This is a genomic window from Deinococcus phoenicis, assembly GCF_000599865.1.
GTDB lineage: Bacteria > Deinococcota > Deinococci > Deinococcales > Deinococcaceae > Deinococcus > Deinococcus phoenicis.
In genome coordinates this window covers 43,002-54,310 of the sequence record NZ_JHAC01000049.1, presented here as the reverse complement: position 1 = coordinate 54,310, position 11,309 = coordinate 43,002, and the positions used below count along the sequence as shown (strand labels likewise).

Annotated in this window: 17 protein-coding genes; 6 read left to right on the top strand and 11 right to left on the bottom strand. The window is 70.5% G+C overall.

From position 1 onward, the window contains the following. Nucleotides 1-212: 212 nt before the first annotated feature. The 3 genes from DEIPH_RS14200 to DEIPH_RS18880 all read right to left on the bottom strand — a co-directional run bounded on the left by DEIPH_RS14200 (nucleotide 213) and on the right by DEIPH_RS18880 (nucleotide 2,413). On the bottom strand, nucleotides 213-707 hold the full coding sequence (locus DEIPH_RS14200; RefSeq protein WP_034359277.1) for a hypothetical protein: 495 nt from the start codon (nucleotides 705-707) through the stop codon (nucleotides 213-215). 144 nt (nucleotides 708-851) lie between these two features. Continuing rightward, nucleotides 852-2,033, bottom strand: a complete 1,182-nt coding sequence (locus DEIPH_RS14195; RefSeq protein ID WP_034359275.1) for a S1C family serine protease — start codon at nucleotides 2,031-2,033, stop codon at nucleotides 852-854. Further along, the gene (locus DEIPH_RS18880; protein ID WP_051517402.1) at nucleotides 2,030-2,413 is read right to left on the bottom strand and encodes a hypothetical protein; all 384 of its coding nucleotides are present in this window, start codon (nucleotides 2,411-2,413) and stop codon (nucleotides 2,030-2,032) included. Before DEIPH_RS18880 ends, DEIPH_RS14195 begins: the two co-directional genes overlap by 4 nt. Nucleotides 2,414-2,574: 161 nt before the next feature. On the opposite strand from DEIPH_RS18880, the gene DEIPH_RS14185 reads away from it, so the two are divergent. Both DEIPH_RS14185 and DEIPH_RS14180 read left to right on the top strand, forming a co-directional pair. Beyond that, nucleotides 2,575-3,282 carry an XRE family transcriptional regulator gene (locus DEIPH_RS14185; RefSeq protein ID WP_235183256.1) on the top strand — a complete coding sequence of 236 codons (708 nt, stop codon included), beginning with the start codon at nucleotides 2,575-2,577 and terminating at the stop codon, nucleotides 3,280-3,282. A 24-nt stretch (nucleotides 3,283-3,306) separates the two neighbouring features. Continuing rightward, nucleotides 3,307-3,735, top strand: a complete 429-nt coding sequence (locus DEIPH_RS14180) for a gamma-glutamylcyclotransferase family protein (RefSeq protein ID WP_034359272.1) — start codon at nucleotides 3,307-3,309, stop codon at nucleotides 3,733-3,735. A gap of 68 nt (nucleotides 3,736-3,803) precedes the next feature. Here DEIPH_RS14180 and rpsO read toward each other — a convergent pair whose 3' ends face one another. Both rpsO and mobA read right to left on the bottom strand, forming a co-directional pair. Beyond that, the gene (rpsO, locus tag DEIPH_RS14175) at nucleotides 3,804-4,079 is read right to left on the bottom strand and encodes a 30S ribosomal protein S15 (protein ID WP_051517401.1); all 276 of its coding nucleotides are present in this window, start codon (nucleotides 4,077-4,079) and stop codon (nucleotides 3,804-3,806) included. Nucleotides 4,080-4,255: 176 nt separating this feature from the next. Next, on the bottom strand, nucleotides 4,256-4,849 hold the full coding sequence (gene mobA, locus DEIPH_RS14170) for a molybdenum cofactor guanylyltransferase (protein WP_034359269.1): 594 nt from the start codon (nucleotides 4,847-4,849) through the stop codon (nucleotides 4,256-4,258). Nucleotides 4,850-4,999: 150 nt separating this feature from the next. On the opposite strand from mobA, the gene DEIPH_RS14165 reads away from it, so the two are divergent. Together DEIPH_RS14165 and coaD are read left to right on the top strand one after the other, a co-directional pair. Further along, complete coding sequence (locus tag DEIPH_RS14165) at nucleotides 5,000-5,551, top strand: RsmD family RNA methyltransferase (protein WP_034359267.1); 552 nt, start codon at nucleotides 5,000-5,002, stop codon at nucleotides 5,549-5,551. Further along, the gene (gene coaD / locus DEIPH_RS14160; RefSeq protein WP_034359265.1) at nucleotides 5,548-6,054 is read left to right on the top strand and encodes a pantetheine-phosphate adenylyltransferase; all 507 of its coding nucleotides are present in this window, start codon (nucleotides 5,548-5,550) and stop codon (nucleotides 6,052-6,054) included. Before DEIPH_RS14165 ends, coaD begins: the two co-directional genes overlap by 4 nt. 54 nt (nucleotides 6,055-6,108) lie before the next feature. Here coaD and metK read toward each other — a convergent pair whose 3' ends face one another. Continuing rightward, entirely contained in the window at nucleotides 6,109-7,335 is a 1,227-nt protein-coding gene (gene metK, locus DEIPH_RS14155) for a methionine adenosyltransferase (protein ID WP_034359263.1), read from the bottom strand. A gap of 180 nt (nucleotides 7,336-7,515) precedes the next feature. Between metK and DEIPH_RS14150 the strand changes: the two genes are divergently transcribed. Continuing rightward, nucleotides 7,516-7,977: a hypothetical protein gene (locus DEIPH_RS14150; RefSeq protein ID WP_152544954.1), complete on the top strand. Its 462-nt coding sequence runs from the start codon at nucleotides 7,516-7,518 to the stop codon at nucleotides 7,975-7,977. Here DEIPH_RS14150 and DEIPH_RS14145 read toward each other — a convergent pair. Beyond that, complete coding sequence (locus tag DEIPH_RS14145) at nucleotides 7,974-8,450, bottom strand: DUF3809 domain-containing protein (RefSeq protein WP_034359259.1); 477 nt, start codon at nucleotides 8,448-8,450, stop codon at nucleotides 7,974-7,976. The genes DEIPH_RS14150 and DEIPH_RS14145 overlap by 4 nt on opposite strands. Nucleotides 8,451-8,471: 21 nt before the next feature. Next, nucleotides 8,472-8,711 (bottom strand): DUF3248 domain-containing protein, encoded by a 240-nt coding sequence (locus tag DEIPH_RS14140; protein WP_034359258.1) that lies wholly within the window; start codon nucleotides 8,709-8,711, stop codon nucleotides 8,472-8,474. A 44-nt stretch (nucleotides 8,712-8,755) separates the two neighbouring features. Here DEIPH_RS14140 and DEIPH_RS14135 point away from each other — a divergent pair, with 44 nt between their 5' ends. Beyond that, nucleotides 8,756-9,028 carry a hypothetical protein gene (locus DEIPH_RS14135; protein ID WP_034359255.1) on the top strand — a complete coding sequence of 91 codons (273 nt, stop codon included), beginning with the start codon at nucleotides 8,756-8,758 and terminating at the stop codon, nucleotides 9,026-9,028. A 154-nt stretch (nucleotides 9,029-9,182) separates the two neighbouring features. On the opposite strand, the gene DEIPH_RS14130 is transcribed toward DEIPH_RS14135, so the two are convergent. The 3 genes from DEIPH_RS14130 to DEIPH_RS14120 all read right to left on the bottom strand — a co-directional run bounded on the left by DEIPH_RS14130 (nucleotide 9,183) and on the right by DEIPH_RS14120 (nucleotide 11,290). Continuing rightward, nucleotides 9,183-9,650, bottom strand: coding sequence for a PaaI family thioesterase (locus tag DEIPH_RS14130; protein ID WP_034359253.1), 468 nt, complete (start codon nucleotides 9,648-9,650; stop codon nucleotides 9,183-9,185). Between the two features lie 22 nt (nucleotides 9,651-9,672). Beyond that, entirely contained in the window at nucleotides 9,673-10,644 is a 972-nt protein-coding gene (locus DEIPH_RS14125) for a CobW family GTP-binding protein (RefSeq protein ID WP_034359251.1), read from the bottom strand. A 145-nt stretch (nucleotides 10,645-10,789) separates the two neighbouring features. Continuing rightward, nucleotides 10,790-11,290 (bottom strand): flavin reductase family protein, encoded by a 501-nt coding sequence (locus DEIPH_RS14120; RefSeq protein ID WP_034359250.1) that lies wholly within the window; start codon nucleotides 11,288-11,290, stop codon nucleotides 10,790-10,792. Nucleotides 11,291-11,309 lie beyond the last annotated feature (19 nt).

Below are 11,309 nucleotides of genomic sequence, written 5' to 3'. Positions count from 1 at the left end.
GGGCTGGTTTCAACGGTGTGGCTATACCCTCACCCGGCAACCCTTATGAGCGCCGTCCTAAGAGGCTTGTTCTCTGCCTGCCAGGCTCGGGGTGAACCTTCCCCAGCACCACTCCTGATCTTTTAAAACCGGGTCGGTGGCCGCTTCCCCCGCCCAAAAAAACATCACGCCTCCACCGGGGAAGCGTGACGCTGGAGCGCAGAACGTCGACTTTACGCCGCAGGCTGCTCGCTCGCGCCGTCGCCTTCCGGGGTGCGGCGGCTGCGGGCCGGACGCTCGGGAGCCGCCTCGGCAGGCGTGGCAGCGGCCGCCGCACTGGCCGCGCCCGGAACGCCGAGGCGCGTCAGGGTTTCCCCGAAGGCCCGCATGGCGTCACTGGCCTCCAGTTCCGAGACCGCACGGGCGTTGAGGGCCTTGAGTTCCTCGCGGGTGACGGCGTACTCGGGGGCATCGTGGCCCTTGAGGGTCCGCAGCACGCTGTAGGCGTTGCCCGCCTCGACCGTCGCGCCCTTGCTGGTGGTGACGCTGGCGTCGCTGGTCATGTCCGCCCCGACCAGGGTGATCATCTCGGGCGAGATCAGGGTCACGCGGTCCCCGCGCTCCTCCATGTGCGCCGCGAGTTGCAGCAGCCCGCGCAGATGCAGCATGTGCGTGAACAGGTCGAGGTGGGCGAGCATCGTGCCCGCTTTTTTCAGCAGAGTATCCATATCCCGTATTGTTCTGTTTTTGGCAGAATTGTCAAGATGGATTCGTCTTAATACTCTTCGATCATTCTTTTGGGAACAGAACAGCAGGGCCAGGGCACAGGCAGACACAGGGCCTTGCTGCTCCGCAGGTCTGCGGGCCGCGTCTCAGTTGTGGACCTGGGTCCGGGGCGCGAGGGTCAGCTTGACCTCGATCTTCTTGCCGCCGCGCAGGACGCTGAGGGTGACGGTCTGTCCCGGCTGGTAGCGGCGCACGGCGTACTGGAAGTCGGAGAAGTTGGCGATGGGCTGGCCGTTCACGGCGGTCACGATGTCTCCCGAGGTGCGCTTGCCCTCGGCGTTGTAGTTCAGGGGTTGCAGGCCCGCGCGGGCTGCCGGGCTGTCCGGCGAGACGCGGGTGAAAAACGCGCCGGGCGTGTCACCCAGATCGAAATACTTGCTGAAGGTCGGGAAGTCCTCGGCGGGGAGGGCGGTGACCGGTGCCAGCTCCGGCGGAAGGTCGAGGGTAATGCCGATGACCGGCGCGTCCCGCTTGACGCCCCTGCGCAGCTCGGCCAGCCTGGCATCATTCCGCGTGACCGGCACGGCGTAGGACGTCACCCGCCGGCCCGGCACGAACGAGCCGTAACTGACGATCCCCATGACCTCGCCGCGGGCATTGATGATCGGGCCGCCACTGTCACCGGGAATCAGGGGCGCGCTCAGTTCCAGCGTGCCGGGCGGCAGGTCCGCGCTGCTCGCCTGACTGTCCAGACCGGTCAGGCGGCCCGTCTTGGGCAGCAGGAAGGCGCCGCCGCCGTTGCCGATGGCGAGGGCCGGATCGCCCACCGCCGGGCGCGCGGCGGCGAGGGGCAGGAAGGGCGTCCCGGCGGGCACCCCCACCCGGATCAGGGCCAGGTCGGCCTGGTCGTCATAGCCGATCACCTGCACGGGGTAGCGTTGCCGGTCCAGCGTCAGGGCGCTGAGATGCCCGGCCGCGAAGACCACGTGGTAGGCCGTCAGCGCGTAGCCGTCCCCGATCAGAAAGGCCGTGCCGACGCCGTCGGGATCGAGGCAGTCGTTCGGGGGACAGTCCTCGATGCGCAGGGTGGCGGGGCGCAGGTTCTGATACAGGGCCGCCAGGGCCGCCGTCTCGCCCGCACTCAGGGGCGCGGGGGTCACGTTGCGCCGCTGCGCCGGTGTGGTCGCCGGGGCAGTCAGCGCGGGAGCCTGAGCCGCGCCAGATGAGGCCGGCACCGCCTGGGCCAGCGCCGGAGCGAGCAGTGCGGGGGCGAGCAGCGCGACGGTGAGGGCCAGGCCGCGCGCGGCGGCCATCCGCATGGCTTTCATGCTTCAGTGTGCCCGTCCGGGCCCGCCGGGTGTGTGCGGTGCCTTTCGTTCCCGCGCCACTCACGCTGGGGGTCGCCGGGCAAGCCGAGTTTGCGCTCGACGAGTGTGCCCAGCCGCGTCAGGATGCCGGGGCCACTCCAGCCCGTCACGCACGCGGCGGCCAGCAACAACGCGGCGGCGGGCACGGGCCGCACGACCACCGTCAGCAGCGCCGCGACCGTCAGGGCCGCGATGCCCGCGCAGGTCGCCCGGGCGATCACCACGCGGGCGCGGGGCGGCGCGGGCCGCGCCAGTTGCCGCGCGAGCTGCGTCACGGCTCCGGCGACAAAGGCGCCGCCGAACAGGGGAACCAGACCAGCGAGAAAAGCGGGGTCGGACATGGCAACCTCCTCTGCTCTGGGGCCAGGGCAGAACGAACGCGGATGGGGGCGATACGCGAAACGAGAAAGCGGGGGTACGCCCACAGCATAATATGACTACGGGCATAAATTCAAGTCCTCCGATTCCATTTTTCTGCCGAGCCGGCCTCTACACTTTTCCCATGATGCTTCCCCCGCCGGACCCGCCCGACCTGGCTGCCTGGTTGCGCGAGCGGCGCGGCGCGCTGGGGCTGAGACAGGACGAGATTGCGCGGCGCACTGCGGCGCATGGTGGCGAGGCGGGCAGCGTCACGCAGCCGTATCTCAGCCGCCTGGAACGGGGCACGCGGCCCCTCACGGCCCTCACGGCGGCGCGTCAGGACGCCCTGCGGCGCGCCCTGGAGATCAGCGCCAGCGAGTGGGTGGCGCGCACCGGCCTGCCGCTCCTCTCTCCCGCCGCCGACACGGGAGGCGACCTGCTGGGTGCCCTCGAACTGGTCCGGGTGCCGGTGCGGGCGCTGGCCACGGCGGGCCTGCCCCTGGCGGAGGATCACGGCAGCATCATCGACATCGAGCTGGTGCCGGCCCGCGAACACCGCCCCGGCATGCTGGTGCTGGAAGTGCAGGGGGAGTCCATGACCGAACCGGGCGGGGGCGGCATCCGGCCCGGTGACCGCATCTACGTGGACCCCGGTGATCTCGACCTGCGCGAGGGCCGGGTCTACGTGCTGCACGTGCCGGGCCTGGGATTGACCGTCAAGCGGCTGCGGCACTACGGCGAACACGTCTGGCTGACCAGCGACAACCCCGACCACCCCCCGGTCCGCCCGGAGGAAGCGACCATCGTGGGGCGGGTGTACTATCACCAGCCCCGGGGAACACGTCTCTGAAGGCAAACAGTACCCTGGCAACGTATGAGCGACTTCCCGCTGACCCGCGTCTTCGTCTACGGCACCCTGATGCCGGGGGAGCGGAACGCCTCCGTGGCGGCGCAGGGTGGCCGCTTCGAGGCTTCCGCCGCACACCTCGCGGGCTTCCGCCTGCTGCACCTGACGCCGGAAGGCTATCCGGGCATCCTGCCAGGCGACCCTGGCGAGGAGGTCCGGGGCCACGCCCTCACCTACGCCGCAGGAGACTGGGCGCACGCGCTGCCCCTGCTCGACGTCCTGGAGGGCGTTCACGAGACGCCGCCCCTGTACCGGCGTGAGCGCGTGACCGTCACGCTGGAGGCCGGCGGGCGCGTTCCGGCCTGGGTGTACGTGTACGCCGACGCCGCCCGCCTCTCCCGGCCCGGCGTGTGGCCGGTGCCCCGGGGCGACTGGCGCAGTGTCAGCGGCCGCTGACGCCAGCCTGCTGACGCCAGACGAAAAACCGCCCCGGAAGACCGGGGCGGGAGCGGGCAGAAGCGGTTTTAGCGGACGATTCGCTGGCCGCGGCGGATGCCGAGCTGGTCCGTCAGGGCGATGTACTCGTCGTAGCTGGTGCGCTCCAGGTACTTCAGCAGGCGGCGGCGCTGGCCGTTCAGCAGCTGGAGGCCGCGCTGGCCGTGCTTGTCCTTCTTGTTCTCGGTCAGGTGACGCGAGAGGTTGTTGATGCGCTCGGTCAGCAGCGCGACCTGAACCGTGGTGCTGCCGGTGTCGCTGGCGCTCTTGGCGTGGGCCTGGATGGTCTTCTGTTTGTCGATCACGGGATACCTCTCTTGTTATGAAGTCCCGCACGGCGTAGCCAGGGTTGATCCCCACCACTTCCGGCGGCACCGGAGAGTGTAGCATGTCGGCCCACGTGAAGAACAGGCCGCCGCACGGCCCAGAAAGTCTGCCTGCCTTCTGTTCGCGTCCGGTCCCGTCCGGGAGGGCGGCTTTTTCATGGCCCCGCCCCGCCCAGGGCCGCGAGGTCGGCGGGCGTGTTCACGTTCCGCAGGGCGTCCGGACTGACGGCCTGGATAGCCCGGAAGGGGACGGACACGGTACAGGCGGGCAGGGCCGCCGCACGCAGGCGACGTTCTCCCCCATTCAGCAAGGCCGTCACCTGTTCCAGCAGGGCCGTGTGGTACAGCGCGGCCAGGGGTTGGGGGCGGCCGGCGGCGTCCAGGGCCAGAACTGCCCGCGCTTCCGGCGTGCGCGCCCCGGCCAGCGCGGCCCAGTAGGCCGGCGTCAGGCGGGGCATGTCCACACCGGCAAAGGCCACCCAGCCTTCGCCCCTCTGGAGGCGTGCGTGCCCCAGGGCCGCCTCCAGCCCCGCGAGTGGCCCTTCACCGGGTCGGGTGTCGGGCACGCTGACCCAGCCGGGAAGCGCGTACTGTCCGGGCGGGGCCACCAGCAGGCGCAGCGGGCAGGCGGCCAGGCTCGCGGCGACGTGTTCCAGCAGGGTTCGCCCCCCCAGCCGCGCCAGGGCCTTGTCGCTCCCGAAGCGCCGGGAACGTCCGCCCGCCGTGACCGCCGCTGTCACGTCCCGCACGCCTCAGCGCCCCCCCCCGGCGACGCCGAACAGGACACCTGGCCGCCCCCCTCGCCGCTGCCTTCCTGGCCTCTGCATTTCTCCGACATTCTGAAGGCTTTTCGGGGCACGGGGTGTCTCCCCCCTGGCCCGTGCGTTACCCTGCCTCCCGTGAGCGTCCGAATCCTGGGCGGCAGTGCCAAAGGCCGCGCCCTGAAAGTTCCAGACAGCGCCCGGCCCAGCGGCGCCCGCATCCGCAAGAGCCTCTTCGACCTGCTGGCCTTCCGTGCGCCCGGCGGCAGCTTTCTCGACCTGCACGGGGGCAGCGGCGCGGTGGGGCTGGAGGCGGCCAGCCGGGGCTACGCCGTGACGCTGATCGAAAAGGATGCCCGCGCCGTCCGGGCGCTGGAGGAGAACAGCCGCACGCTGGGCCTGCCCGTCCGCCTCCAGCGCGGCGACGCGCTGGCGCTGCTGCCCCGCCTGGGTGAGTTCGACGTGGTGTTCAGCGATCCCCCCTACGTGCAGGACATCCCGCGCCTGACCGGGACGCTGCTGGCCTCCGGCGTGGTCGCGCCCGGCGGCCTGCTGGTCTGCCAGCACCCGGACCGCACCCCCCTCCCCGACACGCCCGGCTGGGTGCGTGAGGAGCGGGTCTACGGCAGCAACACGCTGACCCTCTATCGCCGGGAACACAGCCGGCGGGATAACATCGGACCCGCATGAACGCGGTCTTTCCCGGCTCCTTCGATCCCGTCACCAGCGGCCATATGGACGTGCTGACGCGGGCCTCGCGCATCTTCGAGCACGTCACCGTGACGGTGATGCACAACGCCCGCAAGCAGGGCCGTCACCTGTTCACCCTGGAAGAACGGCTGGCGATTCTGCGGGAGGCGACCGCGCACCTGCCGAACGTCAGCGTGGACAGCTTCAGCGGCCTGCTGGTGGACTACATGCGCCAGCAGCAAAAAGGCATCATCGTGCGTGGCCTGCGCGCCGTCTCGGACTACGAGTACGAACTCCAGATCGCCCACCTCAACCGCCAGATCGGGGAGGTCGAAACCGTGTTCATCATGGGCGCGACCCGCTGGAGCTTTGTCAGCAGCACGATGGTCCGCGAGATCGCCAGCTACGGCGGCGACGTCAGCGAGATGGTGCCCCGGGCGAGCGCGTCGGCGCTCAAGCGCAAGTTTGCCGAGCAGTACGCCGAGCGGGCCGCAGAGGGCTAACGACAGAGGGGCCGGGGACAGAACTTCCCCCGGCCTCCCTGGTCTTCTCCCGTCTTACGCCTCCTGCTTCAGCCCCTCGGCGGCCTGCCGCAGCATCTCGGCCCGGTCGGTGGCCTCCCAGGGAAAGCCGTCGCGCCCGAAGTGCCCGTAGGCGGCAGTCTGCGCGTAGATCGGGCGCTGGAGGTCGAGCTGGGCGATGATCGACTGGGGCCGGGCGTCGAAGTGCTCCCGCACCAGTTCGGCCAGCCGCTCGTCGCTGACGGTGCCGGTGCCGTAGGTATCCACCCGCAGGCTGACCGGGTGCGCGCGACCGATGGCGTAGGCGACTTCCACCAGCGCCCGCCGCGCCAGCCCCGCCGCCACGATGTTCTTGGCGATGTAGCGCGCGTAGTAGGCCGCCGAGCGGTCCACCTTGGTCGGGTCCTTGCCGGAAAAGGCCCCGCCGCCGTGCGGCACCGCCCCGCCGTAGGTGTCCACGATGATCTTGCGCCCGGTCAGGCCGGTGTCCCCGTGCGGGCCGCCGATCACGAAGCGGCCGCTGGGGTTGATGAAGAACTTGGTGTCCGGGGTCAGCAGCTCGGCCGGGATCACCGCGCGGATCACGTGCTGGAGCATGTCCGCCTCGATTTGCTCCTGGCTCACGTCCTCGCCGTGCTGGGTGCTGATGACGATGGTGTCCACGAAGGTCTGGGTGGCCTCGTGCGGCTCGCCGTCGCGGACGACCGTCACCTGGGCCTTGGCGTCGGGGCGCAGGTAGGGCAGGGCGCCATTCTTGCGCAGCTCGGCCAGGCGGTGCGTGAGCTTGTGCGCCAGCGAGATGGGCAGCGGCATCAGCTCGGGCGTCTCGTCGGTCGCGTAGCCGAACATCAGGCCCTGGTCGCCCGCGCCGACCCGGGAGGCCGCGTTCTCGGGCAGGGCGCGTTCGGCGTCCGTCATGTCGCGCCACTCCTCGGAGCTGTCCACCGTGCCGCCGATCTCGGGACTCTGCTCGTGGATGGACACCAGCACGGCGCTGTACTCGGCGTCGAAGCCGTAGTTGGCGCGGGTGTAGCCCACCTTCATCACGGCCTCGCGCACCACCTTCTGCACGTCCACATGTGCGGTGCGGGCGCGCACCTCACCCGCCACCACGGCCATGCCCGTCGTGACCAGCGTCTCGACCGCCACCCGGCTGGTCGGCTCCTGCCTCAGGAACTCGTCGAGCAGGCTGTCCGAGACGAAATCCGCCAGCTTGTCCGGGTGGCCTTCCGATACCGACTCCGACGTATAAAACTTCCGCATGCTTCGCTCCTCTGCGTGCGGGGGGGCGTCTCACAGAACCACCTGGAGAGGGATGTCGCTGCGGTCCCCACACGGCCCGCCTCTGGGGGGGCGGTACCGGGGCAGCGTACTCCACCGGCCCCGCTCTGCGAAAGGACGAACGGCAGGGATGCGGGACAGGCAGCGGTAAGGTGGGGAGTGATGTCTGAGGCCCTGAATGCGGAAGCCCTGGCGCTGGTATGGGCCGTATATGTCGGGGCCGTGGCTTGGGAAGAAGTGGTGGCCTGGGCAGACGGGTGGATTCTGAGGCTGGACGCGCCGCCTGAAGAACTGTTGGAACTGAGCCTGAGTGTGGGGAAGCCGAACGAGGCGGAAACGCTGTTGCGGCAACTGGCACGGATGGGGAAGGCCGGGGCAGCGGTGCCTCTGTTGGCGCAAAAGTTGTTAGATGCTCTGCGGGCGGAGCAAATAGACGGCGCTTTTCTGCATTCCATCGGAGAGCTACAGCATCTCAGCTTTTCAGGGGTGCCCGATGATGTGCGCTTGCCGCAGTTGCCCGACGAGGTTCTGGCCGCCCTGCTTGACCTGTGGCCTCCTCCCTGGAAATCGGAGAACTCGGCCCTGCGGGGCGAGGTCGCGGCAACGTTGCAGGGCTTCCTCTAATCCGCTCGCCCCATCGCCGCCCCGATCCCCGCCGGCAATTCCCCCGCCACCCGCTCCAGCGTGCGCCCGGCGGCGGCGCGCACCATCTTCTCGAAGGCCGCGCCGCCCCAGCCCTCGGCCTGCGGGGTGGCGAGGTGGGCGCGGAAGTGAAAGTGGAAGGTGACGGCTCCGGCGGCGTCCACCTGGGCCTGCCCGGCCACCTCCACCCAGGCGCGTTCGCCCCCGATAGGCTGCGGCGTGAGGGTGGCCCCGTCCGGCGTGACGGTCAGGCGGCTCAGGAAGGGCAGGTCCACTTCACCCAGCACGGGGACGGGCACGATCAGTTCGCCGGTCACGCCCCGCGCGTCGGCCCTCAGGCCCCGCAGAAAGCGCACATGCGCGAGGGCCGCGCCCGCATCCCGCACGAATGCCAGCCCCGCCGCCTGCCCGCCGGGATGCCTCAGGGTAAAGGTCTGCTGCGCCTCGATCAGCACGCCCCGATCAACCCACCCATGTCAGTCCACCCACTCGATCACCACGCGGTTTTCACTCAGGGCCGCCTGCAACTCGGCGTCGCCCGCGCTGCGCAGCCGGGGCAGGTGCGCAAAGCGCGGTGTGGCCGAAGCGTAGCCCAGGCGCACGACCACGTCGTCGCTCAGTTCGTCCTTGCCGATGCGCCACACCAGTTGCCCACCCAGCGCCTCCAGTTGCCGGGCGAGGTCCGGGGGCAGGTCCGGGGAGGTGGGGCCAGTCATACCCGCCATTGTACGTGCGGCGGTGCAGGGGTAGAACGGAAGGCATGTCTGAAGACCCGGCTTCTCCCCCCCTGTCCTGGCGCGCCCTGGAAACCCGCGTGGGCCTGGACGCCCTCCCCGACTTTCACCGCGCCTTCCTGACCTGGCGCGGCGTGGAGGATGCCGCCGGGATGCCCCTGCGCCGCGTGGGCCAGCGGGTGGAGGCCGAACTCAACCGCCTGACCCAGGCCGGACAGGCGCAGCGACAGGGGGACGACTGGCTGCTGGGGCCGGAGGCACTGGCCGGCTTCGGGGCGGCGGGACCGTACCTGGGCTGAGGCGAGCAGCCGGGTCCTACCCACTTGCGCGGATTCCGGAACATCTGGCACCCCACTGGAGGTTCTCCAGGGGCGGGAGGCCCCGGGACAGCCCCGCTGCCGCGCCGCTCGACAAGGCCGCTCCCCCTCGCCCTCGATGTACCCGCAGCTCGTCTCAGCCCTCCGCGTGCGTCACCACGTTGCAGGTACACCGCGCCAGCGTGGTCGTCCGGCCCCGTTCGTCCCGGACCTCGACGGTCCAGACCATCACGGTGCGCCCCCGGTAGACGAGCCGGGCCTCGGCGGTCACCGCGCCGCCGGTCACGCCCCGGACGTGCGTGCCGCTGACGTCCACGCCGACGCCCACCTGCCGCCGCACGTCCAGATTCAGCCAGGTGCCGATGCTGGCGAGTTCCTCGGCCAGGGCGAGGCTCGCGCCGCCGTGCAGGCGTCCGGCGGGCTGGCGGTTGCCCTCCACGGGCATCTGCGCCGTCAGGTGGTCGCGCGCCGCCGTCAGGAGCCGGATGCCCAGGCGCTCGCCCAGCGTGCCGGAAAGGCCGTTCAGCCGCCCGGCCAGTTCTTCCGGGGTCAGGCGGTCCAGCTCGTCGGGAGTGGGCAGGTGCAGGTCGGGGTGCAGGGTCATGCGGGGAGGATACGGCAGGTGCTCAGGCCGTTTGCGCCTGCGTCACGCATGTCCCGAAGGCCGCCGCGTACTCCGCCCGGTCCAGCCCCCGCCCTATGAACACCAGTTCGGTCTGCCCGTCCGCCTCGTCCCAGGCGTCGGCGGTGAAGAGGTCGCGCACCGCCTGGAACAGCACCCGCTGGGGGTAGCCGTGCAGACTCAGGAAGCCCTTGACCCGCAGCACCTCGGCGGGCCGCGAGAGGATGAAGTCGGTCATGAAGCGCTGCCAGCGGTAAGGATCGAGGGGGCGGCCAGCGCGCAACGTGAAGGAGGTCAGGCCGGGCGTATGCTCCACCGGCCCGGCTCCGTCCAGCACGCGGGGATCGAAGTCGTCGCGGGCCAGCAGGGCGTCCGCGTCGAGTTGCCCGCGTTCCACCCGGACGATGCGGGCCAGCGGATTCACCCCGCGCAGCACCTCTTCGGCGTGGTCCAGCAGCGCCGGGTCGGCCAGATCGGTCTTGTTCAGCACGACGACGTTCGCGTAGGCAAGTTGCCGCGCCGCCTCCGGGTGGTCGTGCAGGGTCTGGAGGGCGTGGCGGGCGTCCACCACCGCGACCAGCGTGGTCACGCGAAAGGCCGCGCGCACCGAGCGTTCCAGCAGCGTGGTCAGCACCGGGGTCGGGTCGGCCACGCCGCTGAGTTCGACCAGCACGGCGTCAGGCTTCTGCTCCCGCAGGCTGATGGTCACCAGGGCACGCAGCAGGTCATCCCGGCCCGTGCAGCACAGGCAGCCCGCCGTCAGTTCGGTCACGTCATCCTGAAGGCGCTCGATCAGGCCGCCGTCCACGCCCGCCTGCCCGAACTCGTTCACGATCACGCCCAGGCGGTGGGGCAGCGAGCGAATCAGGTGATTGACCAGCGTGGTCTTGCCCGCGCCCAGAAACCCGCCGATCACGATCACGGGGATGCGTGCGTCGGGGAGGCGCGGCTCTGGGATGGAGGTGGGGCCAGTCATGCGGGCAGCATAGGGCCACCCCCGGCGTCAGTACGTGAAGGCCCACCGGGGCAGGTACGGTCCGCCGTGACAGGACAGCGGCCAGTGGACGGCCCCGGCCTTCCGCTCTCTGCCTTCTGCTCCCGGCCTTTCGCCCCCCGCCTCCTCAGCCCAGTTCGTGGTACTGGCCCCGGAAATACAGCAGGGGGTCGTCGTCGGTGTAGCGGGCGTATTCGACGTAACCCAGGTAGAGGGTGTGATCTCCGGCCGGGATGACCTGATGCTTGCGGCACACCAGTTGCGCCACGCTGCCGCCGATCAGGGGCAGCCCTTCGTGGTCGAACCAGGGCACGGCTTCCTCGGGGCCGGGCCGCCCCGCGAAGTGATCGCTGAGGTGCCGCTGCGCGCTGCTCAGCACGCTCACGCCGAAGCGGGTCACCCCGCCTTCCGAGAGCAGCGCGTGCATGTGGGCGCGGTGGTCCACGCTGATCAGGATCAGCGGCGGCGTCAGGCTGACCGACACGAAGGCGCTGGCCGTCATGCCGCGCCGCGCCGCGCCGTCCGTGGCCGTGATGACCGTCACGCCGCTGGCAAAGCGCCCGAGCGTCTGCCGGAATTCATGGGGGGAAAGACCTGCGGGGCCGGAGCCGGGGGCGGTGGACGTCATGCCCGTGAGTGTAGCGAGT

What these genes read in the sequence shown, in the direction of transcription:
- DEIPH_RS18880 (WP_051517402.1), bottom strand. Translation starts at nt 2,413, where the DNA reads ATGTCCGACCCCGCTTTTCTCGCTGGTCTGGTTCCCCTGTTCGGCGGC.
- DEIPH_RS14185 (WP_235183256.1), top strand. Translation starts at nt 2,575, where the DNA reads ATGATGCTTCCCCCGCCGGACCCGCCCGACCTGGCTGCCTGGTTGCGC.
- DEIPH_RS14150 (WP_152544954.1), top strand. Translation starts at nt 7,516, where the DNA reads ATGTCTGAGGCCCTGAATGCGGAAGCCCTGGCGCTGGTATGGGCCGTA.
- DEIPH_RS14130 (WP_034359253.1), bottom strand. Translation starts at nt 9,650, where the DNA reads ATGACCCTGCACCCCGACCTGCACCTGCCCACTCCCGACGAGCTGGAC.
- DEIPH_RS14180 (WP_034359272.1), top strand. Translation starts at nt 3,307, where the DNA reads ATGAGCGACTTCCCGCTGACCCGCGTCTTCGTCTACGGCACCCTGATG.
- DEIPH_RS14200 (WP_034359277.1), bottom strand. Translation starts at nt 707, where the DNA reads ATGGATACTCTGCTGAAAAAAGCGGGCACGATGCTCGCCCACCTCGAC.
- coaD (WP_034359265.1), top strand. Translation starts at nt 5,548, where the DNA reads ATGAACGCGGTCTTTCCCGGCTCCTTCGATCCCGTCACCAGCGGCCAT.
- DEIPH_RS14120 (WP_034359250.1), bottom strand. Translation starts at nt 11,290, where the DNA reads ATGACGTCCACCGCCCCCGGCTCCGGCCCCGCAGGTCTTTCCCCCCAT.
- DEIPH_RS14140 (WP_034359258.1), bottom strand. Translation starts at nt 8,711, where the DNA reads ATGACTGGCCCCACCTCCCCGGACCTGCCCCCGGACCTCGCCCGGCAA.
- DEIPH_RS14135 (WP_034359255.1), top strand. Translation starts at nt 8,756, where the DNA reads ATGTCTGAAGACCCGGCTTCTCCCCCCCTGTCCTGGCGCGCCCTGGAA.
- metK (WP_034359263.1), bottom strand. Translation starts at nt 7,335, where the DNA reads ATGCGGAAGTTTTATACGTCGGAGTCGGTATCGGAAGGCCACCCGGAC.
- DEIPH_RS14195 (WP_034359275.1), bottom strand. Translation starts at nt 2,033, where the DNA reads ATGAAAGCCATGCGGATGGCCGCCGCGCGCGGCCTGGCCCTCACCGTC.
- DEIPH_RS14125 (WP_034359251.1), bottom strand. Translation starts at nt 10,644, where the DNA reads ATGACTGGCCCCACCTCCATCCCAGAGCCGCGCCTCCCCGACGCACGC.